The organism is Varunaivibrio sulfuroxidans (assembly GCF_029318635.1).
Lineage (GTDB): Bacteria > Pseudomonadota > Alphaproteobacteria > Rhodospirillales > Magnetovibrionaceae > Varunaivibrio > Varunaivibrio sulfuroxidans.
In genome coordinates, this window is sequence record NZ_CP119676.1 from 1,001,774 (window position 1) to 1,026,868 (window position 25,095).

The 25,095-nt window shown below is 58.2% G+C and carries 24 protein-coding genes; 17 read left to right on the top strand and 7 right to left on the bottom strand.

Annotated features, from left to right (window positions below; all coding sequences use genetic code 11):
- Positions 1 to 152 precede the first annotated feature (152 nt).
- The 13 genes from P3M64_RS04620 (at position 153) to P3M64_RS04680 (ending at position 12,718) form a co-directional block, all read left to right on the top strand.
- A complete protein-coding gene (locus P3M64_RS04620; protein WP_132939754.1) occupies positions 153 to 1,067 on the top strand; it encodes an N-formylglutamate amidohydrolase in 915 nt (304 codons plus the stop codon).
- A 43-nt stretch (positions 1,068 to 1,110) separates the two neighbouring features.
- Positions 1,111 to 1,644: a GNAT family N-acetyltransferase gene (locus P3M64_RS04625; protein ID WP_132939753.1), complete on the top strand. Its 534-nt coding sequence runs from the start codon at positions 1,111 to 1,113 to the stop codon at positions 1,642 to 1,644.
- Between the two features lie 114 nt (positions 1,645 to 1,758).
- Positions 1,759 to 2,742: a lysozyme family protein gene (locus P3M64_RS04630; protein WP_132939752.1), complete on the top strand. Its 984-nt coding sequence runs from the start codon at positions 1,759 to 1,761 to the stop codon at positions 2,740 to 2,742.
- A 235-nt stretch (positions 2,743 to 2,977) separates the two neighbouring features.
- Positions 2,978 to 3,658, top strand: a complete 681-nt coding sequence (locus P3M64_RS04635; RefSeq protein WP_132939751.1) for a class I SAM-dependent methyltransferase — start codon at positions 2,978 to 2,980, stop codon at positions 3,656 to 3,658.
- Between the two features lie 54 nt (positions 3,659 to 3,712).
- On the top strand, positions 3,713 to 3,982 hold the full coding sequence (gene fliN / locus P3M64_RS04640) for a flagellar motor switch protein FliN (RefSeq protein WP_132939750.1): 270 nt from the start codon (positions 3,713 to 3,715) through the stop codon (positions 3,980 to 3,982).
- A 92-nt stretch (positions 3,983 to 4,074) separates the two neighbouring features.
- Positions 4,075 to 4,470, top strand: coding sequence for a hypothetical protein (locus P3M64_RS04645; RefSeq protein WP_132939749.1), 396 nt, complete (start codon positions 4,075 to 4,077; stop codon positions 4,468 to 4,470).
- Positions 4,471 to 5,237: 767 nt separating this feature from the next.
- Positions 5,238 to 5,879 (top strand): cytochrome c3 family protein, encoded by a 642-nt coding sequence (locus P3M64_RS04650; RefSeq protein WP_132939748.1) that lies wholly within the window; start codon positions 5,238 to 5,240, stop codon positions 5,877 to 5,879.
- Between the two features lie 40 nt (positions 5,880 to 5,919).
- Positions 5,920 to 8,148 (top strand): molybdopterin dinucleotide binding domain-containing protein, encoded by a 2,229-nt coding sequence (locus tag P3M64_RS04655; protein WP_165886378.1) that lies wholly within the window; start codon positions 5,920 to 5,922, stop codon positions 8,146 to 8,148.
- A gap of 2 nt (positions 8,149 to 8,150) precedes the next feature.
- Positions 8,151 to 9,008, top strand: coding sequence for a 4Fe-4S dicluster domain-containing protein (locus tag P3M64_RS04660; RefSeq protein ID WP_207893197.1), 858 nt, complete (start codon positions 8,151 to 8,153; stop codon positions 9,006 to 9,008).
- 26 nt (positions 9,009 to 9,034) lie between these two features.
- Entirely contained in the window at positions 9,035 to 10,474 is a 1,440-nt protein-coding gene (nrfD, locus tag P3M64_RS04665) for an NrfD/PsrC family molybdoenzyme membrane anchor subunit (protein ID WP_132939746.1), read from the top strand.
- Between the two features lie 2 nt (positions 10,475 to 10,476).
- The gene (locus tag P3M64_RS04670; protein WP_165886377.1) at positions 10,477 to 11,010 is read left to right on the top strand and encodes a quinol:electron acceptor oxidoreductase subunit ActD; all 534 of its coding nucleotides are present in this window, start codon (positions 10,477 to 10,479) and stop codon (positions 11,008 to 11,010) included.
- Complete coding sequence (locus P3M64_RS04675) at positions 11,007 to 11,606, top strand: c-type cytochrome (protein WP_132939744.1); 600 nt, start codon at positions 11,007 to 11,009, stop codon at positions 11,604 to 11,606. The genes P3M64_RS04670 and P3M64_RS04675 overlap by 4 nt, the downstream gene beginning before the upstream one ends.
- Positions 11,607 to 11,677: 71 nt before the next feature.
- Positions 11,678 to 12,718 carry a hypothetical protein gene (locus tag P3M64_RS04680; RefSeq protein ID WP_132939743.1) on the top strand — a complete coding sequence of 347 codons (1,041 nt, stop codon included), beginning with the start codon at positions 11,678 to 11,680 and terminating at the stop codon, positions 12,716 to 12,718.
- A gap of 185 nt (positions 12,719 to 12,903) precedes the next feature.
- Here P3M64_RS04680 and P3M64_RS04685 read toward each other — a convergent pair whose 3' ends face one another.
- The 4 genes from P3M64_RS04685 to P3M64_RS04700 all read right to left on the bottom strand — a co-directional run bounded on the left by P3M64_RS04685 (position 12,904) and on the right by P3M64_RS04700 (position 18,037).
- A complete protein-coding gene (locus tag P3M64_RS04685) occupies positions 12,904 to 14,820 on the bottom strand; it encodes a PI-PLC domain-containing protein (protein ID WP_132939742.1) in 1,917 nt (638 codons plus the stop codon).
- Between the two features lie 333 nt (positions 14,821 to 15,153).
- The gene (locus P3M64_RS04690) at positions 15,154 to 16,839 is read right to left on the bottom strand and encodes a Hint domain-containing protein (RefSeq protein WP_132939741.1); all 1,686 of its coding nucleotides are present in this window, start codon (positions 16,837 to 16,839) and stop codon (positions 15,154 to 15,156) included.
- Positions 16,840 to 17,204: 365 nt separating this feature from the next.
- Positions 17,205 to 17,699, bottom strand: coding sequence for a tRNA (cytidine(34)-2'-O)-methyltransferase (locus tag P3M64_RS04695; protein WP_132939740.1), 495 nt, complete (start codon positions 17,697 to 17,699; stop codon positions 17,205 to 17,207).
- A gap of 203 nt (positions 17,700 to 17,902) precedes the next feature.
- Positions 17,903 to 18,037, bottom strand: coding sequence for a hypothetical protein (locus tag P3M64_RS04700; protein ID WP_276157063.1), 135 nt, complete (start codon positions 18,035 to 18,037; stop codon positions 17,903 to 17,905).
- A 316-nt stretch (positions 18,038 to 18,353) separates the two neighbouring features.
- Between P3M64_RS04700 and petA (P3M64_RS04705) the strand changes: the two genes are divergently transcribed.
- The 4 genes from petA (P3M64_RS04705) (at position 18,354) to P3M64_RS04720 (ending at position 21,970) form a co-directional block, all read left to right on the top strand.
- Positions 18,354 to 18,911, top strand: a complete 558-nt coding sequence (gene petA, locus P3M64_RS04705; RefSeq protein ID WP_132939739.1) for a ubiquinol-cytochrome c reductase iron-sulfur subunit — start codon at positions 18,354 to 18,356, stop codon at positions 18,909 to 18,911.
- A 428-nt stretch (positions 18,912 to 19,339) separates the two neighbouring features.
- Positions 19,340 to 19,897 carry a ubiquinol-cytochrome c reductase iron-sulfur subunit gene (gene petA / locus P3M64_RS04710; RefSeq protein ID WP_132939738.1) on the top strand — a complete coding sequence of 186 codons (558 nt, stop codon included), beginning with the start codon at positions 19,340 to 19,342 and terminating at the stop codon, positions 19,895 to 19,897.
- A 12-nt stretch (positions 19,898 to 19,909) separates the two neighbouring features.
- Entirely contained in the window at positions 19,910 to 21,160 is a 1,251-nt protein-coding gene (locus tag P3M64_RS04715; RefSeq protein ID WP_165886376.1) for a cytochrome b, read from the top strand.
- 3 nt (positions 21,161 to 21,163) lie between these two features.
- Positions 21,164 to 21,970 (top strand): cytochrome c1, encoded by an 807-nt coding sequence (locus P3M64_RS04720; protein WP_165886375.1) that lies wholly within the window; start codon positions 21,164 to 21,166, stop codon positions 21,968 to 21,970.
- 181 nt (positions 21,971 to 22,151) lie between these two features.
- On the opposite strand, the gene P3M64_RS04725 is transcribed toward P3M64_RS04720, so the two are convergent.
- Genes P3M64_RS04725 through P3M64_RS04735 form a run of 3 tightly spaced genes read right to left on the bottom strand, consistent with a single transcriptional unit; the run spans position 22,152 to position 24,816 of the window.
- Complete coding sequence (locus tag P3M64_RS04725; RefSeq protein ID WP_132939737.1) at positions 22,152 to 22,796, bottom strand: class II aldolase/adducin family protein; 645 nt, start codon at positions 22,794 to 22,796, stop codon at positions 22,152 to 22,154.
- On the bottom strand, positions 22,793 to 23,905 hold the full coding sequence (mtnA, locus tag P3M64_RS04730; RefSeq protein WP_132939736.1) for an S-methyl-5-thioribose-1-phosphate isomerase: 1,113 nt from the start codon (positions 23,903 to 23,905) through the stop codon (positions 22,793 to 22,795). The genes P3M64_RS04725 and mtnA overlap by 4 nt, the downstream gene beginning before the upstream one ends.
- Before the next feature lie 26 nt (positions 23,906 to 23,931).
- Positions 23,932 to 24,816, bottom strand: coding sequence for an S-methyl-5'-thioadenosine phosphorylase (locus tag P3M64_RS04735; RefSeq protein WP_132939735.1), 885 nt, complete (start codon positions 24,814 to 24,816; stop codon positions 23,932 to 23,934).
- Positions 24,817 to 25,095: the final 279 nt, after the last annotated feature.

A 25,095-nucleotide genomic window follows, 5' to 3' on the forward strand; every position in this document is an offset into this window, starting at 1 on the left:
AGCCCCCATGGGCGCTTTTTTCGTCGTCGCCGTCACGGTAAAGCCAATTTCGAGTTGCGCCCGCCTTCCGAGGACGCTACCACCTTAGGGGAACACATTCTTTTACAGGGGAATTTCTTGCCGTTTCGTCGCACAGCAAAAGGGCCGCGCCGATGACCGCCCCGCGCCCCGCGCCTTTCGGTCGCCCGACCTGGGCCGACGACATCGTCAGCCCGGCTTTCGACGTCTTGGCGCCCGCCCGCCAGACCGTGCCGGTCGTCTTCGCCTCGCCACATAGCGGCGATTACTATCCGGCGAGCTTTCGCGCCGCCTCCAGGCTCGATCCCACCGCCCTGCGCCGTTCCGAAGACGCCTTCATGGACGAGCTTTACAAAAGCGCCCCCGACCTTGGCGCGCCGCTTATCCGCGCCCGCTTTCCCCGTGCTTATGTCGATCCCAACCGCGAGGCCTGGGAACTCGACCCCGAAATGTTCACCGGCGCGTTACCCGATACCGCCAACACGACGTCACCGCGCATCGCCGCCGGTCTGGGCACAATCGCCAAGGTGGTCACCAACGGCGAGAATATCTACGCCGGAAAATTATCCGTCGAAGAGGCGTTGTGGCGTATCGAAACCTACTACCGGCCCTATCACGCGGCATTGAAGGGTCTGCTTGACGCCACCTACGCGCGTTTCGGCTGTGTGCTGCTGATCGATTGCCACTCGATGCCCTCGATCGGTGGGCCGATGGACCGCGACCCGGGCCTAAACCGGGTAGACATGGTGCTCGGCGACGCCCACGGCCTGGCCTGTACGCCGCGTATCACCAACCGGGTAAAAGTTGCCCTCAAGAATCTGGGATATCGGGTACTGCATAACAATCCCTACGCCGGCGGCTTCACCACCCGCCATTACGGACAACCCAAACGCCACCGCCACGCCCTGCAAATCGAAGTCAACCGCGCCCTTTACATGAACGAGGACGCCATCACCAAGAACGATACTTTCACGACGTTACAGACCGACATCTCCCGTTTAATCGAGGCGATCGTCGCCATCGGGCCGAAAGTCCTTCAGGAACCCTAACTTTCAACCATTCCCTTGTGTTTTGAAAATAAAGAATATGACCATGACATCCCCCGCCGCCCTGACCTTGCGCGACTGCCGCCCAGAAGACGACGACGCCGTCCAGGCGATTTACGCCCACTATGTCCGTCACAGCCTGGCCACCTTCGAGGAAACCGTGCCCACGTTGGAGGAAATGACGCGCCGACGGTGCGCCATCGAAAATGTCGGCAACCCGTTCATCGTCGCCGAAGTCGATGGCCGCGTCGCCGGATACGCCTACGCCGGGCCGTTTCGTGCGCGTAGCGCCTATCGCTATACTCTTGAAAATTCAATTTATGTCTCCCCGAATGCGACCGGAAAAGGTCTTGGCAAGGCCCTTCTCAAGGTTTTGATCGGGCGCTGTCAGACTCAAGGGTGCCGCCAGATGCTTGCGGTGATCGGCGATTCCGACAACCAGGCCTCGATCCGGCTGCACGGCAAGTTCGGCTTCGAGAGGGTCGGCCTGTTGAAGTCAGTGGGCTTTAAGTTTGACCGATGGGTCGATGCCGTGATCATGCAGCGCCAACTGGGCGAGGGCGACGGCGCCAAACCGTAAACGTGATTTTTTCCGATGCGTTGCGCCTTACCGTTTTCGGGCGATTTTTACCGGGCGTATTGCGAATTTCTGGCATAAGGGTTGCAGAGCTTCAGGGGTACATGGAGCGCCCCAATGAACCTTTCTTTTCGCCTCGGTCTTTTTCTTCTTCTCATCACAATGATGGAAATGCCCTCGATCGAGGCGGCGGCGACCCCCACGGACGCCCTACAACCCACTGATAAAGTTGGCTCTATATGTTTTCGCGCGGCGCAAAAGCAAGAACGCTTGCGGGCCATCCCCGGTTATCTCCTACAAGCCATGGCGCTTGCGGAGTCCGGACGGTGGGATGACCGCAAGGGGGAAAATATTGCCTGGCCATGGACCGTCACCGCCGGGGGAAAAGGCGCCTTTTTCACCACCAAGGCCGAGGCCGTCGCCTTCGTCGAGGAATTGCAAAAACAAGGCGTGCGGAATATCGACGTCGGCTGCATGCAGGTCAACTTGATGTATCATCCGGACGCCTTCGCGTCCCTCGGCGCCGCCTTCACCCCCGACGCCAACGCCGCCTACGCCGCCAAACTTCTCGTTCGGCGCCAAAAGAACACCACATCGTGGTTGCAGGCGGCAGGAAATTACCATTCCACCACGCGCGCGTTCAACCACAAGTACAAAATCAAGGTCGCCCGATTGTGGAATGACATTCGCGCGCGCGCGGTAGGAAAGATGTCCGCGGAAGGAAAGAAGTCCACGCCGCGCCGTCCTGCCGGCGAAGGCATGGCCCCCGGCGAACCCGGCATCTTGCCCCCAAGCGCCATGCAGGCCGACGCCGCCGCGTCGCCAATAGACCGCACCCGCGCCCTGAACGCTGCGTTTCGCGATCGCAATAATACCGGCGACGCCCTGTTAAACCGCGCCGCCGAACATCGCCGCGAGCTCGACGCCTGGCGGCAGTCCAAGGTGCGCGCCATCGCCGCCGAACATCAAGCCCTGATGAACCGAGTGCGCCGCGAACAACGCGAACTGGGTATTTTGCGCGGCGAAACCGCCGCCCCGCGCAAGGACGTTTTCGCCGAGCGTCGCCGCGAACAGTTACGCAAATGGCGCGAAAAGCTCTAGCCTCGGGGTTTTTCAAGAGGTGTTCGATTGCGCGCGTGCGATCGAAAAAAAGATCTCGCCCGCGGCTAAATTTTAGAAACTAAATTCCCGTGGAGCCATGCTATATTAGACGTTCGGCATTCATCACGAATTTGCCGGGCATTCGCCGTGGTTTGAAGGTTCATCTTGCCTTATCCAGGTGCGTTCCGTAAAAGGAGCCTCCTTGCGTACTCATTAGTCTTGGATAGCATCTCCCATGAAAAAACGCCAAAATGCTGAAATTCTGCCGGAATTGATCGAGTTGAAAGATCAAAAGGTCGCCGACATCGGCAGCGGCGACGGCGCAATCGCACGCCTGATGACCCGTCATGGCGCCAAGGTTTTTGGTATCGAGTGCAACCCTGAACAACTTAGAAAAGCACGCGAGGCGACCCCCGCCGGCACGGAGGAATATTTCGAAGGCGTCGCAGAGAAACTTCCTTTTTCCGACGCCTCCTTGGATATCGTCGTTCTGTTCAACAGCCTGCACCATGTGGATATCGATCAACAGGACAAGGCGCTCGGCGAAGCCGCCCGTGTTCTTAAAGCCGGTGGCATCGCTTATATCTGCGAACCCGTCGCCGAAGGAACGCATTTCGAGATGATGCAACCCGTGCACGACGAAACCGTCGTCCGCGCTCATGCCCTCGAAGCAATTAAAGCCGCCCCGCGTCAGGGGTTCTCCGAACAGCAGGAAATCACTTACGTCAATATCGTAACTTATGCGGATTTTGAACAATTTCGCGAAAGAATATTACGCATTAACCCGCACAAGGCGGATGATTTTACGAATATGGCGGCTGACCTTAAAAAATCGTTTGAACGTCTTGGCGTAAAGACCGACGCCGGTTGGACGTTCGACCAACCGATGCGGGTCAACCTGCTGAAAAAGGACTAGTGCCGCCGTCATAAAACGGCGCTATACTGGCGCACCGTTAGCGAAGGAAGCGCCATGGCGAACCCACCCGATATCTCCGAAGATGAAGAACGCGCCCTCCTTGACGTTCCGTTGGAGGTGACGGCGGTGCTGGGCACTTCTACCATGAAGGTCAGCCAGCTCTTGAAGATGGGCCGCGGCGCCGTCGTTCAGCTGGAGCGCGGCGTCGGTGAAGATATCGACATCAAAGCCAACAACAACCTGGTCGCCCGCGGCGAAGTCGTCGTCGTCGAGGATCACCTTGCGATCTCCCTGACGAAAATCATCAAAAACCACAGTAAATAGCCGCGCCGTCGCGGGGGGCCTAAGAATCGCTCCCCGCGCGCCGGACGTGACGCTTTATTATCTCGTTCCGCTGTCAGAGAACCCCCTGCGTCGTGATTTCCGAATTTATTTTCATCGCCTTGCTTGTCCTCATGATGGCGGTCGGCACATATAACTCGGTCCGCCACTTTCAACGCACCTGGGTGGCGCGCGGCGGGGACCCCCGGCGGGGCTGGCGGCGGGGAGCGTTGTCGATTGTCAGCGCGCTGGGCGGCGCAATTCTTTTCCTGACGATCCTCGGCGCCGTTTACCATGCCTTCAACTGGCCGGGCGCCCTGATCGTCACCGGCGCATCCCTCGCCTTTTGGGTCGCCATCCATTCGATGTTCTTCACGCCGCCTGGGCGCGTGGACAAAAAACACCCCACCCCAGACGCGACGGCGTCGTCTCATCCGGACGACTCCACCTCGGAAACATCCGCCCAAGACAGGTCGGAAAAATCCGAATAAGCGGACCGGTTAGATGCAAACGGCCTGAACCGAGACAAGCGGCGCTCTCTTTTTCGAGGAAGGCGACCGGCCTCACTGTGCTTTCCCCCCTTTTGACCGAATAAAACGCCCTTCGCGCACGCCCCCGAAAGGCGATCTCCCCACCCAACCTTCCACACCCTCCCTGACCTTGCCTAGGCCCCATGAACGGCTTGGGTTTCCCCGCCTTTCCTCAACACATTGATAATTAATAATTTTAAATATAAATCGCAAAATCCACTCAAAATATTACCTGCCATTTTGGGTAGTATAGACCCATCCAATTACGCAGTAGATAAACAGTACTGAAATATTGTATTTATAATAAATTGATAAATTAAAATGAATATTTATTAGAATATGCATAATTAATAACATTACTTAATTAATATATTAAAATACTCTAATATTTTTTCATTTTTACACGTTTGAAGAATGTTTTCGAGGAGGTGTTTTTATGAATACCGGGATACGACGAGGACAGGACGCGACAAAGAACGCGCAAAGGAAAACCGAGGGCTGGTTTTCCATCCCGTCCGCCGGGCGGCGCATCGTCCCTAGGAGTTTGACGGAGACAAAAGAGTCCGCCGACAGGCGGGGTGTTTTGTCGAAGAAAATCAAACCACATCGAAAAAACAATCCCGTGGAGCGGCCCGATGTTTCGGGATCGAAAAGTCGGAGTCGATCCACGAGGTCTCGTTGACGTCTTTTTTCAAACGCCCAAGGATTGAAACTTGCCGGAGGACCCTATGCCCCCACCGACCATGCGCAGAAAAAAAATTCCCTGGTTGCCGATCATCATGGTCCTCGGCGCTATTGGCGCGGTGCTCGTCATTGGGGCGCAATACACCGACCGGGGACTGCGCGATGCGGCGCCACGGGCAAAGGGCGCAAACGTGGCCGGCGCAATAACGCCGACCGACACTTTCAAGGGCGATTTAATCGTCCAGCCGATCGCATTTTCCCACAAAATTCACGCGAAAGACAACGGCATCAATTGCCTGTACTGCCACACCTACGCCCGGCGCTCGAAAGTCGCGGGTATCCCGCCGACGTCCAAGTGCATGGGGTGCCACACCGTCATCGCCACCGACAAACCGGAAATCATCAAACTCACGAAGATGTGGGAAAACCGCACCCCGCCGTTGTGGAAAAAAATCAACGATCTGCCGGATTTCGTTCATTTCAGCCACGAAAAGCACCTCCGGCGGTTTCTCTTCGACAACGCCGGGCAACCCGTCGAACGGGCGGATCAAGTTTGCGCCATGTGTCATGGCGACGTCAAAAACATGACGGTGGATGTCAAGTCCAAGCCCTTGACCATGGGCTTTTGCACCCGCTGCCACGAAGCCAACAAGGGGCCGTCCTCATGCACCGCGTGTCACAAATGATGGGATGCGAAGCCGCGCAATCCCCGATAGGAGAGAAAGCATGACCGACGCAAATTTTAACCGCAGGGCTTTCTTGAAGACGCTCGGCCTGGGCGGGGTCGGCGCCGCCCTCGCCGGGTGCGACGCGCCGTCGTATGTGACGCTCGAACAGGGCCGCGAAAACGTCGTCTCGTACCTCGTTCCGGAAGAAATGGCGATTCCCGGGCGAAGCGTGTGGTACGCCTCGACGTGCCGACAATGCCCGGCGGCTTGCGGCGTCAAGGGCCGATTGCGCGAAGGGCGCGTGCTTAAACTCGAAGGCCACACGGACAGCCCCGTCAACCGCGGCACGCTATGTCAGATGGGCCAAGCCGGATTGCAGAGCCATTACAACCCCGATCGCATCACCCACCCCCTGATACGCAAAAAGGGTAAATTGGAACCCACTTCCTGGGCCGCGGCGATGGCCCTGATCGCGGCCAAGACGGGCCCGGATTCAGGACTTAGGGGCACGCGCGCCGCCTGGCTCACCGCCACCGTCGGCGGCCATCAACGCGCACTGATCGACGCCCATCGCGGCGCGCTGGGTGGGGCGCATCATTTCGCCGTCGAAGTCACCGCCGCCGCGCCCTGGCGAAAGGCCTGCCGGGACGTCCTGGGGCAGGCCGACCCTCGGATACGCATCGACAAGGCCGGCGTCATCTTGTCGCTGGGCGCGGATTTCCTCGGCACGTGGATTTCGCCGCTTCACTTCGCCCGCCAATACGCCACCTTCAGGGCCGCGCCGCGCGGGGCGCTCATCCAAGCCGAACCGGCGATGTCGCTCAGTGGGGCCAATGCCGACCTCTGGTTGGCCATCCGTCCGGGAGCGGAGGGCGCGCTGGCCTACGCCGTCGCCCACGCACTGCGTCGCGACCATGGTATCGGGGTGTCGATGTTGCCCCCCGCAATACGTCGAAACATCGATAACCATTCCCCCGACACGGCGGCGCAGATCACCTCCGTTCCCGCCGCGAAAATACAGCGCATCGCCCGCGCCCTGGCCACTCGGGGGCCTGCCTTGGTGCTGGCGGGCGGCCCTGCCCTGGGAGTCAAAAACGGATACGATCAGGCCATCGCGGCGATGGTTTTAAACGTGATCCTGGGCGCCGTCGGCGACGCCCCGACGAGCACGATCGAGGCCGCGGCCACCTTCCCCTATCCGCAATTGCAGTCCCGAGACGGAAATTCCGCCGATTTGGCGACCTTCGCCAAAAAGGCCAAAGAGAAGAGCTTCGACGCCGTTTTCGTCTATGAAGCCAATCCGCTGTATCTGGCCCCCACGTCTTTGGAACTGGACGCCGCCTTCGACGCGATCCCCTTTAAGGTCGTTCTTTCGCGATTCCCCGACGAAACCGGCGAACGCGCCGATCTGGTCTTGCCCCTGCGTTCGGACCTGGAAGACTGGGGGACCCACATTCCCCCACAATCCGGGGCGGATAGCGTGATGGCGCTGCAACAGCCCTTAATGGAATCACTGCATCCCGAAACGAAAGGATTTGGCGATATCCTCCTCGATCTCGTCAAATCCCACGATAAAAAGACCTACGCGCCCTTCACCGATTATTACGGTTATCTCGCCGCCGCCATCGGCGCGCTGTCTCCCGCCGCGGCGCCAAAAAGCGCCCGGCGCACGGCGTTCTGGGATAGGGCCAGGCAAAGCGCCACCGTAACATTGCCCGCCGTCCGCCACCCCCTTACCACCACGATCCCCGAGCGAACCATCGACACGCCCGAGCCGGAGGGACAAACCCTGAGCCTTGTTCCCACCCTTCGCCAAGGCCTCTGGGATGGCCGCCACGCCAATCTTTCGTGGCTGCAAGAGGCTCCCGACCAGATCAGCAAAGTGGTTTGGGACAGTTGGGCCGAACTGCACCCGCGAACCGCCCGCGCGATCGGCGTCGTCGAAGGCGATTATGTCCGTGTCGAAAGCGCGGCGGGGGCTCTTGAAGCGCCGGTCTACGTCTACAAGGGGGTGCATCCCGGCGTCATCGCCATCCCCCTGGGGCAGGGACACGCCGCCTATGGCCGCTACGCCCAGGGCCGGGGCGTTAACCCGCTGCATATTCTCGAACCGCGCTTCGACGGCGCGAGCGGAGAACTGGCGCTGTGCGCGACCCACGTCCACGTCACCAAAACGGGAAAACGCAAGACCCTGGCCAAGCTGGGCGGCGTCGAAAGCCAGTATGGGCGCAAGCTGGTGGCCAGCAAAAGCGCAGCCGAGGTGCGCAAGACCGAAGGAAGGGGATAATCATGTCATCGCTGTTCGGAAATTTTTTCGCCAACTGGGACCGCTACCGCAAATCGATCGAAGACCCCGGCTATCGCGATTACGAAAACATGTGGGCGATGGCCATCGATCTGGGCAGTTGCATCGGGTGCAACGCCTGTTCGACGGCGTGTTACGCCGAGAATAACCTGGCCACGGTGGGCGAGGACCGTTTTCTCGCCCGCCAGTCGATGGGCTGGATGCGCGTCGAGCGCTATTGGGACGAGCCGTCGCTGGGCGCAAGCGACCCCGACAGCCAGGAGCGCGGCGGATCGTTCCTGCCGATGATGTGCCAACAGTGCAACGCCGCGCCATGCGAACCGGTGTGCCCCGTCGGCGCGACCTACAACAACGAGGGCGGCCTTAACGCGCAAATTTACAACCGCTGCATCGGTTCGCGCTATTGCGCCAACAATTGCCCCTACCGAGTGCGTTATTTCAATTTCTATTCCTATGACAAGGATGCTTGGCCCGCCCCTTTGAATAGGCAACTCAATCCCGATATCAGCGTACGCGACAAGGGGGTGATGGAAAAATGCACCTTCTGTATCCAGCGCATCCGCGCCGCCAAGGACGACGCCGCGCGCGAAGGACGCGCGCTACGCGACGGCGACGTCACGACCGCGTGTCAGCAAACCTGCCCGACCCAGGCCATCGTTTTCGGCGATCTGCAAGACCCCGAAAGCCGGGTGCGCAAGGCATGGGACGCCCATCAGGTCAGGTTGGGGACGACGGAACAAAAAAAGACGAACCCCGCCCTGCGCGGCTACCGCGTGTTCGAGGAGCTGAACACGGAAAGCTGCGTCATCTACCTCGAACGGGTGCGCGACACCGACGTCTAACCCTTATCAACGGAGCCACCCAAACCATGTCAGACCCCGTTCACGTTAAGGATATCAACGAAGACATCGCGTGGGCAAAAATCAATGCCGACGTCCTGCGCTCGATGAAAAACCCCCGGTTGGGGTACTGGATCGCCATCGCGGTCAGCATCGCCGCGCTTAGCGTCGGGGTGGCCGGCGAAGTGTATCAGTACAATGTCGGCATGGGACCGGCGGGCCTGAACACGTCGCACATGTGGGATTTGTATATTTCCTCGTTCGTTTTTTGGATCGGGATGAGCCATTCGGGCACCTTGCTGTCGGCGATTTTGCATATCGTCCACGCCGATTGGCGCAAGCCGATCTATCGTTTCGCCGAGGCGATGACCACCTTTTCCCTGCTGACGGCGGGGCTGTTTCCGATCCTTCACCTGGGCCGGGTGTGGAACATGCATTGGGTCGTGCCCTATTTTTCCGATCGCGGGATTTGGCCAAATTTCACCTCGCCGCTGATGTGGGACGCCTTCGCCATCACGACCTATCTGATCTCCTCGGCTTTGTTCCTGTTCGTCGGCATGATCCCCGATCTGGCGATTTGCCGCGACAACGCCGCCTCGGGCTGGCGCTTGCGGCTGTACACATTCTTGGCGCTGGGTTGGCGCGGCGACGACCGGCAGTGGCGCAATTTTCGCGTCACGTATCTGGTCATCGCCTGCTTCTTGATCCCGCTGGCGGTTTCCGTCCATTCGATCGTGGCGATGGATTTTTCGATGTCGATCATGCCGGGATGGCACGTCACGACGTTTCCGCCCTATTTCGTCGCCGGAGCGCTGTATTCGGGATGCGCCGCGATCATCAGTCTATTTTTGCTGTTGCGCTACCTGATGAAGTTCGAAGAATACATGACCTTTCCCATCCTCGATAAGGTCTGCAAGCTGACCTTCGTAATCGCCATGGTGTGGTCGTACCTCAACCTGATCGAGTTCGCCTCGGTCTGGTACGGCCACGACATCCCCGCCAAGGAAGTGCTGATCGCCAAGGCGAGCGGGCCGTATTCTCCGTTCTTCTGGGGGATGATCGCATTCGGCATGGTCTTGCCGTTCTCTCTTTTATCCAAAAAAATTCGCCGATCCTTGCTTTTGTTGTTCGTGATTTCGCTGCTGCTCAACACCGGCATGTGGTTGGAACGGTGGATGATCGTCACCCCGACCCTGTCGCTGGGGTTTCACCCCTTCGCCTGGAACACCATGTGGCCGGGATGGGTCGAATGGGGGATCGAACTGGGCAGTTTCGGCTGGTTCGGGCTTCTGTTCTTGATCTTCGTGAAGGTCTTTCCCTCGGTCTCGATGTACGAGGTCAAGGAGATGGTCTACCACCGAAAACACGTCGTCTTCGACGATGTCGAGGCCGAAATCGCCAAGCTTTACCCGATCGTCGATCCCAAGGCGCGCGGCGCAGCGCAAACACCCGATTTAGGGAGACCGTGATCATGCATTCTCAATTTCGCATCTTGGGCCTATTCGCCGATTTCGACGGCGCTTTTGCAGCCATCGCCGACATCCGCCGTTTTAAGGCGCCGGGGGTGAAAATCGACAACGTCACCCTGAAATCGCCGATCGAACACCCCGAGATCGAAGAAGTTCTCGGCGAGCGTCCGGTGCACATCCGCGGGTGGGCGTTTATCGGGGCGACCTTCGGGCTGATCGGCAGCTTCGTCTTTTTCGCCGGGGCGCAGGCCAATTTTCTCGCTCAGTATCGCGGCGGCAAGGCGATCATCACGGTGGCGACGAATATCGTGCTGTCTTACGAAATGCTGATCTTATTCGGCGTGTTGTTCACCCTCGCCGGGTTCGTCGTCGGCGCTCGCCTGATGCGCAAGAAGGGCGCGCTTTACGACACCGCCATCAGCGTCGATCAAATCGGCATCTTGATCGAGGACCTGAACGCGGACACCCTTCAGACAACCAGGGCGCTTTTTCACAGTCACGGCGTATTGGACATTCTAGAGGAGGAAATCACATGATCTTCTCTCCGATCGCCGCCCCAATTAAAAAGATATTACGCGGCGTCTTTTTCGGCTTAATCGCGACCGCACTCAATCCGCCCTCCGCTCATGCTTGGCCATGGTCAAAAGACATGACCAACCAGCCCTCGATCAAGCCCCAGGAAGGCGTGATGACGCCGTTTCCCCGCCGTTCCGTGCCCATCACCGGCGTCGCCACGCCTTATCCCGACCGCGACGCCACCGAAAAACTGGTCGATCCGGTGCCCGCCGACGCCAAATCCATCGCCACCGGACGCACCCTTTTTAAAATTTACTGCGCGGCGTGTCATGGCCTGACCGGACGGGCGGAATCCCCGGTTAGCGACCTGATCGGCGCGCCCGACCTGACCGACCCGCGAATACAAAAGGATATCACGCCGGGCTGGATTTTCGGCACCATCACGTTTGGTGGCGCGATCATGCCTGCCTACGGGGTCCCCCAGAACGATCGAGGATCCAACGATCTGAACGTTCATGAACGGTGGGACGTCGTCAATTACGTGCGCCACCGGTTGGTCCGCGACGCCCAAAAGGCGGGACAGGTCTCGGCACGGGCGCAAAATGCGGGCGACTGAGAGAACCCCGCCAAGAGGCCTGATCGCACCCCGCAATTTTACCGAAGCGTTGTAAGCGAGGATTTTTGCAGATGGAACATTTCGGAAGCTGGTCGATCCTAACGACAAATTTTCTCGTCATTTTATACGTGGCGTTGGGCGGAGCGATTTTACCGGTCATCCTTCACTTGGCGAATGGACGCTGGCGATTTCAGATTCGCTTCTTGTCGGGGGCCTGCACGGCGTTGTTCCCGATCGCTTTCGTACTGTTATTGATTTTACTCTTGAACGGCGAAAAAACTTTCCCCTGGCTGGCCGCCGTGCGCGCGGGCGAACTCGAAAATCTCTCGGGTTGGCTATATTATCCGTTCCTGGTCGCCCGGGAAATCGTCGGCTTCGTGATCGTCGCCGGTCTGTCGATCGCGGCGACGCGGTGCCAATACCTATCGGAAAGCGATCCCCGGCGCCACCTCACGATGCGTTTTCATGTCATCGCGATGGTCATGCCTTTCGTCTACGTCACTTATGGCACCATGGTCGCCTGGGATTTCGAAATGACCTTGCAGCCGGGCTGGCACAGCGCAGCGTACGGGGTCTATCAATTCCAAAGCGCCTTTCACGGCTTTTTGGGGTTTTTCGTCATCCTTCTATATTTTCTCGATCATTCGGGACGCCTGACGCGCCCGTTCGAGGAAAAAATATACAACTACATGGCGCAATTCATTCTCGCCATGAGCATCTTGTGGGTATACCTCTATTTCACCCAATTCCTAATTTTTTGGTATGGCCGTCTGCCCGAAGACATGGGCCGCTACCTCCGCATGATCGACCGGGGATATCTCCCGCTCGGCGTCGTGTTTTTGACGCTCAAGTTCATCCTGCCTTTTTGCGTCTTCATCTTCACCCGCGCGCGCCATGATCCCACCATCGTCATGTTGGTCGGCTTCGCCGTCATCTTGGGCACCTGGATCGAACGCTACGTCTGGATTTCAGGATCGGTCGCCAGCAAATATTACCACATTCCTTTTTCCAGCACCTTCGATATCGCCGTCACAGTGGCGGTCGTCACCTCGTCATGGTTGGCGGTGGGCTGGGCGCTGCGACATTGGTGGCTGATTCGTCCCGGAACCTAGTGGTTTGGGTTTAACATTTGAGTCCGATGCAATTGGACACAAATGTGTGAAGAAATCAAACTGCAACAAAAAGATAGATAGTGGTCGGCCCGATGGTTCGCGGGAGCGAAACGTCGGAGTCGATCCACTAGGCGGCGTTAAGCGCCGGCATGCCCGGACGCACCGGAATCAAGACCGCGCCATCTTCACAGCTCGTCATGTTCGCTCAGCATATTGAACTTATTGGGGTAATTCGCATATCCAAAGTTTGAATCCAAGATCAGCGAGACGATGCTCATCGCTCCGTAGGTGTCCGTGTTGTACTGGTTGAACGGGTAGTCGAACAGCGTCCAGCCGAAGGTCGCCGGCCTGTTGGCCCCCGTCTTTTCACCGAAATACGACAGCAGGCCCGACATGATGTAAACGCCGAACAGGCCGTACCATACCGCGCTGGCGAAATTCCAAACGGCGTTTCCCGCCGAAATATGACCGAAGGCGTCGGTCACCAGTTTCAGCTTGGCCGCGACCGAGCCGGTCAGAGGAAGGCCGTCGTACTTATCTTGAACATAGACCTCGTAAGAACGGTCGTCGGATGAGTTGGCGTTCTTCCCCTCGGTGCCGTCCTCCCAGCTGAGTGGAATGCCAAGGCCGGTCGTGCCGTTCATGCCGTTGTATAGGACGATTTTGCCGCGCACGCCGCCCAGTGTCGGCATCGCCTTCGGATGAACCACGGGATAGGCGGCCAAGTCCGCCTGCAGGGCGGTATACGCCCCGGGATCGTTTTTCGGCACGTTATACCAGTCATCGACCCGAAGAAGGGCGAGGATCGTTTCCTTGTCGTTGGTGGTCAGAAACGTCTTGCATTCGTCCATCAGGGACGAGAACGTCTGATACGTATTGAAGCCCCCCGTCGAACCGATGGGGCCGTGACACGTATTGAAGGTATAGGTGTTGTCGTCGTTCTTGACCACCTGAAGGCGGATGTCGAGCAGACGAATGCCGAACTCCAGTTGATCCGTTATGGAGCGGTTATGACAGGCGTACGGGGTGTGACGAGAGGTATTGATGGCCGCCGAATCATGGCTGCCCGGAATGTTGATCGCCCCCAACAGCGTCGCATCGGGCAGTTTGGACATCCAATTGGCCTGGGTGCCGGGATTTCCGGCGAGCACGCAGACCGCCGGGCGATACCCCGACGCCGGTGAAATCCCCCCCGGCTGATCGCTGATTTCGGTATTGCCGTACCACTCCGAGGCCTTTTTTTTGCAGCTATAAAGATCGGTGAACCACGCCCCCTTGTAGATCAGATACAATTCCTCGCCAAAGCGCGCGCCCTTGGGGGTGAAGGCGATCATGCCCGGGTTGTCCGACGACGCCGGATCGATGTCGCCGGGTTGGACGCTGATCTCGGTATTGCCCGCCCACGTCGCGCCATCGAACGTGGCGGTATAAAACTTGTTGGTCATGATCCCACCGTAAGCGAGATACAATTTCCCATCGTACACGCACATGCCGGGCGTGGTGGCGGTGCGCGGGCTGATACCCCCCGGCTGGTCGCTGATTTTTACGTTTCCGTCCCAGGTAATTCCGTTAAAACTGGCGGAATAAAGCCAGTTTTGCCACTTACCGAGATAAACGATGTAAAGATCGTCCTCGTAGGCGGCGATCGCGGGGTTTAGCGCCGATTGCGGCGTGATGCCGCCGCTTTGATCGGAAATTTTCGTATTCCCGTACCACGTGGTGCCGTCGAACCAGGCGGTGTACACGTCGTGCGAGCCCGGGTCCAGGTAGACCATGAACAACAGCCCCTTATAGACCGCGATATTCGGGGTATGATTGGATTGCGGACTGATCCCGCCCGGCAGGGTCTTGATCTTGACCCCGCCGTGCCACTTCGACCCGTCGAACCAGGCGCAGCAGATATCCGCGCTGCTCGCGCTTTTGTAAACGATATAGAGCCAGCCGTTTAAGACGGCGGCGCTGGGATTGTACGGGGACGACGCCGAGACGCCGCCCGGCTGCGCGCTGATCTTGGTATTGCCGTGCCACGTCACGCCGTCGAAATTCGCCGTATACAATGGGTTGGAATGGGCGCCCCTGTAGATGATATTCAATTTTTCCACGATATCTTTCCCCTGACCGTTTGAAATGTGATTGCGTGCGGCGCGCATCCCAGTCGCCTGGAACTGAAATACGGTTCGTATATGATCCTCCATACGGCGCGCCCGATAGGAGAGGGCGTGAAGGCGATGCGGTTCATCGGCGAGCGTCCTTGACGCAGCGGGCGCGCCGTATGGAGGACCCGCTTTGCCTCTATGATCGTTTGGGCACACGGAAAAAAGGCCTCGGACGTCGTCATGGCCCGCTTATGATGTTCCCGCATTATGGCGCGGACCCTTCCTAGCCGAAGCCTTTTTCCGTGCGTCATATGTGCACCGTATTTCAGTTCCAGGCGACTAGGCTTTACGATCCTCGAAGAAGGCATCGACATCCGGGTGCAAGTAGGCCGGCACCCGGCTTTTGACATAGGCGATATCGCGGCCGAGCCGATGGGCGCGCGTCCTTTGGGCGTTCACGTCGCCGATGATGAAACCGTTGGCGATAAAGGTGGCGATCGCATCACCCGGAGCATTTGCGTCCTGAAAATCGCGGGTCGCCAGATTGTACATCAGGCCGTCGTAAAACGGTTTGGGTTCGATATGGGCGATAGCGACAAGGGCCCCGCCTTCGACCCTCAGAAGATCGCCGACACACAAATCTTCGGCCTGCTTGGGTCCGTCGGCGGTCATGAAGACATGATTGCCCGAGGTCGTGATTTCGTGATCCGCATCGGAGCGCACCGTAAGCGCGATTCCTTTATGGATGCCCTTGTTGGTCCAACGCACCGTCGCCACGCCATCATCCGTCGCCACCCGGTCGCCCGCGATGATTTTCTCGATGGGTTTTGTCGTCCCGTCGGCCATGGTCACCGCGGCGGCGCCGGCGACGCAGTGCCAGACGAATTCGATCGGCATGATTTCCAAGGTGCCGTCCAGGGGGTCCTCGTCGGGCGTATCCTTGCTCTGCACCGCGGCGAAGGATAGGTCGCCGTTGTCCATGACCACCGTCATGCCGCAGTAAAAGTAGGCCAGCATGTCCGAGCTCCAGGTTACATGGCCGAACTTGATCGGGTTCCCGGGATCGCTGGTGCTGACCCCGGCGGGAAGCTTCCATTTCAACTTGTTCGGGTTGGCGGCGTCGATCGAGAACGCGCTATAGACGGTGTCCATGTCCGTGGGCGACAGTTCCGCCCCGCCGCCGCCGGTTTTATCGGCGACATAGATGTCCAGGTAAAGCCCGCTTTTCGCTTTCAGCGGCGCCTTGATTTTCGAACCGAAGGTGACGCTGCCGTGGAAGGGAATTTTACCGATCGGGTGATCCTGGACGGGTTCGTTCCAGGCATAGTCGAATTGGGAACTTCCCCCCTGGTCGGTCCAGGCCCGCCCCAAGCCGATGTTGATCGCCTTGGGGTTCAGGGGCGCGGTCGTCGTCCTGATCGGCGCCTTAAGGGTGGGGTCGCCGGTCGGGCCGTCGGACGCCGCCCTTTTCACGACCCCGCTGGAACCTTCGAACCCCTCGGAATCGCCGGCCCCGGTCTTTCCCGTATAGGCGTAATGCAGGTACGCGGTCACATCCAAGTCGGCGCCTCCAGAGGTCGGCGGCGCCGTCTCGACGGGCAGAAAGGCTTGTGCAAAGTCGTTGCTAAAGCCGTGAGCGACAATATCGTGCGTCGTGTTGTCCTGCACGATCAGGGTCAGGTTCATGCTCGAATAGCCCCCGACAATCGTACCGAACCCGTTGGAGGCCACCTTGGCGTTCGACTTAGACAGCCCCAGACCCGGGATCACGAACATGTTTTGCCACCCTTTTTCGGAGGTGGACGGCTCCGCCGTGGACAGTCCGTTGCGGTTCTGCGCCTGCCTGATCCGCTCCAGGGTTTGCAGGCGTCCGGGATATCTGTCGCTATCGTCGGCCAACGCCGTCATCATCGTCGCGAAAGCATGTTGTCGAGGATCGCGAAAATCATAGGTCAGGCACCCATTCTCTGGAATCAAGGCGTCCATATAAGCAAAAAGTTCTTTTTGTTCCGCCGTAATGTTCATTCCATCCTCTTTCGCTATGCGTTCTGTTTCACGTCCTCTTTCGAGCGGCTCGTCAAGTTTTCAGGTTTTTTTATGGAAAATTTTTTTATAGCAGTACGTTGGAAGTATTTTTTATCTCAAAACAAGCCACAAGATATCGACAGAGAACAGCTTATATCGCGTATGATCTCACTTTATGAACCTTGAGACTAACGCACTCTATGCGACTATTTTTTTACATGGAAACACTTTTTTGGGGAATTTTAATAAATTTAATACACGTTGTCGCCACGACGCGTGAGCATTCCCCACCTCGCCGTGAAATCAGGAAACCTAACTCTGGATTTTACCGCTGACCCTCATGGCCGCACCGCCTGCCCCGAAGCCTAGGGTCGAGCGCCGTCGGCGGCAGGGAAGGAACGGGTTTGGCGCAATGCCTCGCCCAGCACCATGGCGCACGATTGAGCGACATTGATCGAACGCATGCCCGGACGCATCGGGATCAAGATCGCGCTATCGACGGCGTCATGTACGGCGTCGGGGACCCCCGCGCTTTCGCGACCCAGCAACAACGTGTCGGTCGGCGCAAATTCGAAATCCGTGTAAGGCACGGCGGCGCGGGTGCTTAGAAGAATCAAGCGACCGGTCCCTTCACGGCGTCTCGGTTCTTCGCCGCGCGATGCGCAAAACGCCTGCCATGAGGCATGACGGCGCAGCTCGACGTGATCGATGTAATCCATTCCCGCGCGCGCCATCTTGCGCGTACTGAAGATAAACCCGCACGGCTCGATCACATCGACGCCAACCCCCAGACACGCGCCCAGACGCAACAGCGCCCCGGTATTTTGAGGGATATCCGGCTGATAAAGGGCGATACGCATGCTCTGCAACGGGGCCTAAATATGTCCATGTTGGATGACCGGGTGCGACACTAAATCCTCCCCGTGCAAATGGCCAGAGCCATGTAGCCAACCCGACGAAACGCATCGAACTCGGCGATACGGAGGAACGGTCAAAAAAAAATACCGCGTCGTTATTCGCCGGTCCTTGTTGCCGCTTGGCGTATCAATTGGGCGACCATTTTTTAACCCCCGGACATCCGTATGACTTGCCCCGGGTTTTTGTGCTTTTCGCTCTCGCCGCCGGCGGCGATGCCCGCCTGGCCGGCGATCACGACAACCGCGATGATGACAGTCTTCACAACGTCACGCAAAAACATCGCGCGCTCTCCTGAAAAAGTTATGAGGCGATCCGTGTCGTGGAGGCACATCCGTAAGGGGTGTGAAAACCGTCACATTTTCAGAAAAACAGCGGCTGATAATCCACACGTTTCCTTTTCCATAAGAACGTTGACCTTCACGTTGCGGGACGCCTTAAGAGTGGCCCTCGGGCGTATGAGCGCGGTCGCGCCACACTTAAGACAAGATCGCCGTCTATGTTTCGGCGGGTGAATGGGGGGGCACTTTGTATCGCGGACCACAACGCGCGGTCGAGGAGGTATCGACGCGTCGCAATAAAGCAAAGGAGTTTTCTCAATGACAGACACCCCCGCCGATAAAATACTCCATGGCGCCGACAGCCCCTCATCACGGCGAGATTTTTTACTGATTTCGACATCGGTGCTCGGACTCGCGGGCCTCGTCGCCTCGGCCTGGCCGTTCATCGATTCCATCGGACCGGCCGCCGATATTCTCGCGCTGTCATCCACCGACGTCGATCTCGGCGCGATGCAGGTTGGTCAGGCGATTACCGTCAAGTGGCGCGGCAAACCTATTTTCATCCGTTATCGCACCGCGAAAGAAATCAAAGAAGCGCGGGATGTCCCCCTTAGTCAGTTGATCGACCCTCAGGCGGACAAGGATCGGGTGCAAAAAGCGCAATGGATCGTCGTAATCGGCATCTGCACCCACTTGGGCTGTATTCCCTTGGGGCAAAAACCGACCGATCCTCGCGGAGACTACGGTGGCTGGTATTGCCCCTGCCATGGTTCGGAATACGACACTTCGGGCCGCGTCCGCCGCGGCCCGGCCCCGAAAAATCTGTACCTTCCCCCATACAAATTTCTCGACAATACAAAAATTCGTATCGGCTGACGCGGCGCAAGAGAACCGTCCCCAAATTAGGAGGCGCCGAAAACGCCTACCCGACCTGAAAGCGTATGAGGCAAGGCCGCCGTGAGGAGACGCCCCCTCAACCGGGGGATATTTTTTGGCCGAAAAATGGCGAAATTTACATTTAAAAAAAACCACAAAATACTAAAAAAATCCCCTAGTTGACGGATCGGTTATAATCTTTCTCATTTCATAACATTAGATTAATTATATATTCTTCCCTTCCCAAGCCGCCCTTTTTCAATTATATGGTGGCTCTGTCCGGTTATACACCGTATGACTGTTGATCCAATTGACGACCGTGTTCTCCTTGGTCTTTCCCGACCTCGGTGAGTGGTCGTCTCGTTTTGTGTACGCAAAAGGGGTGCTCTCAATAGGTTGGGGGCCACAGAGCTGAAGAAGGCGACATAATGACAGAGACCACAGCGAATACTATCGGCGCTCCAGGCGAAGGGGGGAGTTCCCGCCGCGATTTTTTACTGATCTCAACCTCCGTTCTTGGCGCGGCGGGCCTTGTCATCTCGGCATGGCCGTTCATTGATTCCATTAGTCCCGCGGCGGATGTCCGTGCGCTGGCCTCCACTGAGGTTGACCTCAGCGCGATGCAGGTCGGCCAAGCGATCACCGCCATCTGGCGCGGCAAACCCGTTTTCATCCGCTACCGCACCGAAGCCGAAATTAAGGCGGCTGAAGACGTCAAACTCGCCGATCTCCCCGACCCGCAAGCCGACAAGGATCGCGTGCAAAAGGCCCAATGGCTAATCGTCGTCGGAATTTGCACCCACTTAGGGTGTATCCCCTTGGGACAGAAGCCGAGCGATCCTCGTGGCGACTATGGCGGTTGGTATTGCCCTTGCCACGGTTCGGAATATGATACGTCCGGGCGCATCCGCCGGGGACCCGCGCCTAAAAATTTGCTCGTCCCGAAGTACGCGTTCGTCGAAGACACCAAAGTTCGTATCGGGTAAGGGGACCTGTTCATGCAAGAGAACCAAACGAAGAGAAACAAGCTGGTCGAGTGGATCGATTATCGTCTGCCGATTTTCAGCTACACCGACCATAACGTGATCAGCTATCCGACGCCGAAGAACCTCAATTGGATGTGGAACTTCGGCTCGCTGGCCGGGATCGTCCTGGTCATCATGATCGCGAGCGGCGTCTTCCTGGCGATGAACTATCAGCCGAACACCGCCATCGCCTTTCAAAGCGTCGAACGCATCGTGCGTGACGTCAACTACGGCTGGCTGCTACGCTATATCCATATGAACGGGGCCTCGATGTTCTTCGTCCTGGTCTATATACATATGTTCCGAGGGCTTTATTACGGTTCGTACAAGGCGCCGCGCGAATTGCTGTGGATGATCGGCGTGGTCATTTACGTCACCATGATGGCGACCGCGTTCATGGGATATGTCCTACCCTGGGGGCAGATGAGCTTCTGGGGCGCCACCGTGATCACCAACCTATTCTCGGCGATCCCGGTGATCGGCACCCACATCGTCAACTGGATCTGGGGCGGTTTCTCCGTTGATTTGCCGACGTTGAACCGCTTCTTCGTCTGGCATTATCTGTTGCCGATGATCCTGTTTATGTTCGTGGTCGTCCACTTGTGGGCGCTGCACGTGCACAAGTCCAACAATCCCTTGGGCATCGACATCAAAAGCAAAGACGATGTCATGCCGTTTCATCCGTATTACACGATCAAGGACCTGGTTGGTCTTGGCGTCTTCATGATGGTTTTTCTGTTCTTCGTGTTCTTCTACCCCAACTTTTTCGGGGAACCGGACAACTACATTCCCGCCAACCCGATGGTCACCCCGCCGCACATCGTTCCGGAATGGTACTTCCTGCCCTTCTACGCCATCTTGCGCGCGGTTCCGGATAAATTGGGCGGCGTCATCGTGATGTTCTCGGGCGTCCTGATCCTGTTCGTTTTACCCTGGCTCGATACCTCCAAGGTGCGCAGCGCCACTTTCCGGCCGATCTACAAACAGTTGTTCTGGATCTTCGTCCTCGACTGCATCCTTCTCGGGATCGTCGGTTCCAAGCCGCCCGATTACGCATTCTTCGGCCTGATCAAGGGCGTCCTTGTCGGCCGTGCCGCTACGATTTATTACTTCTTCCATTTCTTGGTGCTGATGCCGCTCGTCGGCAAGTTGGAAAAGCCGAAACCGTTGCCCAACAGCATCAACGAAGAAGTGATCAAAGCTTGCCGCGCGAAGGAGGATTGATCCATGCGTAAGTTAATATTCGGCGCGGTGGCCGCGATGGCCATCGCCTCCGGGGGCTTCGCCTCCGGGACCGCCCTCGCCAGTGAAGGCGGCGTGGATTTCCCTCAAGAGAACTGGTCGTTCAAGGGTATCTTCGGAAAATTCGATCGTCCGGCGTTGCGCCGCGGCGCCCAGGTTTATCTCGAGGTTTGCTCAAATTGCCACTCTCTGTCGTTGCTGTCCTACCGCAACCTGGAGCAAATCGGATTTTCCAAGGCCGAGGTGAAGAAAATCGCCGCAGGCTTCGACGTCCAAGACGGACCCAACGACGAAGGCGATATGTATACCCGCCCGGCGCGTCCGTCCGATAAGTTCGTGGCTCCGTTCGCCAATGAAAAGGCGGCGCGCGCGGCGAACAACGGCGCCTTCCCGCCCGACCTCTCGGTGATCGTCAAGGCGCGCAAGGGCGGCGTCGATTACATTCACGCCCTGCTCACCGGCTTCCGCGATCCGCCGGCCGATTTCAAATTGAAGGACGGTATGCAGTATAACCTGTACTTCCCCGGCCATCAGATCGGCATGCCGCCGCCGCTCGACGCCGACAGCGTCGAATACGCCGACGGCACCAAGGCGACCTTGGAACAGGAATCGCGCGATGTGACGACCTTCCTGGCGTGGGCCGCAGAGCCGGAACTCGAAGCGCGCAAGCGCCTCGGCATCAAGGTGATGATCTATCTTTTCGTTCTCACATCGATGCTGTACGTGCTGAAAAAACGCATATGGAAACGGGTCTGCCTGGACGGATCGGACCAGGAAAATCCGCCGGCCTAAAACCAAACTACCGAGAAAAAAGGCCCCACCGGATCGCCGGTGGGGCCTTTTTTGCGTGCTGACGATATCGAATCGACGATCGCCACCATCCTCGTGGAGCGGCGTGACGTTTCGGGTTCGAGAAGTCGGTGTCAATCCACGAGACGTTCTCGCCAGATGTCCTCGTGTGTGTTTTCGTGGTTTATTTCTGCGCAGACTCGCCGTAGGACTTAAATTTCTCCAACACCAGATCCATTTCATCGTCCTCCAGAATGATCGGTCGGCCGATCTGCAGTGCGCGCCAATACTGCTCGGCTAGGCTTTCGACCTCGCTGGCCACCGCCAGGGCCTGCGCCAAGGTTCCACCCACGGCGATCATCCCGTGGTTGGCGAGAAGACAGGCCTTGCGCCCATCCAGGGCGATAACGGCCCGATCCGACAATGCCTGTGTACCAAAGGTTGCATAGGGCGCGCAGCGAATATCGCGCCCGCCCGCCACCGCCACCATGTAGTGAAAGGCGGGTATCGCCATTGCGACACAAGCCAGGGCGGTGCAAAACGGAGAGTGGGCGTGCACCACGGCGCCGACATCCGCCCGGTTAAGATAAATGTCGCGATGAAAACGCCATTCGCTGGACGGCTTCAAGGGACCGACGCTGTCACCGTTCATGTTCATTAGGGCGATGTCCGCCGGGCCCAGCGCCGCGTAATCGACACCCGAGGGTGTAATTAGGAAACCGCCGTCGACGCGCGCGCTGACATTACCCGTTTTTCCCTTGTTCAGTCCCGTGGACAACATGTCCAAGGCGATCTTGATTACATCGGCGCGCAGGGATTGCTCCATCATGACGCCTCCAGGCTTCCGCCTCGTCCGGGGAACAGGGCTTGCAGGCCTTGCGCCGACGCCTCGCTAACGCCTTTTTCGGTAATTAATCCGCTGACCAAATGCGCCGGCGTGACGTCAAAGGCGTAGTTGGCGCCATCCGTGGCGTCGGGCGTAATCCGCACCTGAACCACCGCGCCTTGAGGATCGCGCCCGATAACGTGAGTCACCTCGGCGCTATCGCGCCGCTCGATGGGAATATCCCTAACCCCGTCGGATATCGTCCAATCTATCGTCGGACTGGGCAGGGCGACATAGAACGGCACCTCGTTATCGCGCGCCGCGAGCGCCTTAAGGTAGGTGCCGATTTTGTTGCAGACATCGCCGCTGCGCGTGGTGCGATCGGTGCCGACGATACATAAATCGACCATGCCGTGCTGCATCACATGTCCGCCGGCGTTGTCCACGATTAGGGTATGCGGCACGTTGTGGCGCCCCAATTCCCAAGCGGTCAGCCCCGCCCCCTGATTGCGTGGACGGGTTTCATCGACCCAGACATGGACCGGTATACCCGCCTGATGCGCTTTGTAAATGGGCGCCGTCGCGGTGCCCCACTTCACGGTCGCAAGCCACCCCGCATTGCAATGCGTTAGGATGTTAACGGGCCCTTGACGATCTTTTTTCTCCCAGATCGCCTCGATAATCTCCAGACCATGATCGCCGATCGCCGAGCAAATGGCGATATCCTCCTCGCAAATTTCCCGGGCGCGCACATAGGCCGCCGCAAGTCTTTTCGTGGTGGGAAGCGGCCGCAGAAGCGCGCGCATGTCATCCAGCGCCCAACGCAAGTTGACCGCCGTCGGGCGCGCATCCAACAAGGCGCGGTAGGCGCTGTCCAGGTGCGCGTCGGAGGTATCCTCACGCATCGCCAAGGCGATCCCGTAGGCCGCCGTCGCCCCGATCAGAGGCGCGCCGCGCACCAACATATCGGCGATGGCGTGCGCCGCTTCGAGCATGGTTTCCAGACGCACGACACTATATTCGAAGGGGAGCCGGGTCTGATCGATGATATCGACCCCGCCGCCGTCCTCGGCCAGCCAGATCGTGCGCAATGTATCTGCATCTATATCCATTGTTAGCCCCCCTCAACTCTTGGTTTTTATTTCAATACCCGCCCGGCGACGGCGTCGAGCTTGGCGATCATCTCCGGGTCGCGCGCCTCGGGCGCGGTGATCAGGGCGTTTTCAAGCGCCGTGTGACAGCCGCATGGACAGGCCCGATCGCGCCCCTGCAATTGAGCCGTGACCCGGCGAACCAGACTGCGCCCCTTTTCGGCGTTGCTCGTCAACATTTTGATGATCGATTCGACGGTGACGTGATCGTGGTCGGGATGCCAGCAGTCGTAATCGGTAACCATGGCCACGGTGGCGTAGCATATCTCGGCTTCGCGGGCGAGCTTGGCTTCGGGCATATTGGTCATACCGATAACGTCGCAGCCCCAGCTTCGATACAAGTTGGATTCCGCTTGGGTCGAAAACTGGGGACCCTCCATCGTCAAATAGGTGCCGCCACGCACCGCAGGGATAGCCAAGTCCTTCGCCGCGTTTTCCAGGGCGTCGCCCAGGCGTGCGCAGACCGGGTGTCCCAGCGCGACATGAGCGACCAGCCCCGTGCCGAAAAAGCTTTTCTCGCGGGCGAAGGTGCGGTCGATGAACTGATCGGCGATGACAAAGGTGCCGGGAGGCAGCTCTTCCTTCAACGATCCACAGGCCGACATCGACAAAATTTCCGTAACGCCGACGCGCTTCAGGGCGTCGATATTGGCGCGAAAATTGACCTCTGACGGCGGGATCCGGTGGCCTCGACCGTGGCGCGGCAGGAAAACCATTTTCTGGCCGTCGAGTTCCCCCATCAGCAGGTCGTCGGAGGGCGCGCCGAAGGGCGAAGAAACGCTTTCCCAACGCGCATTTTGTAGTCCGTCGATGTCGTAAACACCGCTGCCGCCGATAACACCGATGACAGGGGGCGTTCCCGCTTCAGTCATGTCTTCATTTTCCTTGTAATCATCTAAGAACAAATGGATATACACTCCCATGGCGCGCAGTATACATGGTTCCCCAAAATGCGCACACCTCTTTGCAGATAGCGCTTTTTGGTTGATTTTTGGTTAAAAGTATTCTCTTTTTGTTGGTGTCGTTGTGTTGGCGTTATTGCACAAGCAAAATCGCCGTGGGCGCTCGACGGGGAAATCGATGGGGAAATCGAGAGGGGAGGAGGAGCGTGGCGTATTTACACGACCAGGGCGGACATGGGACGCACCCCG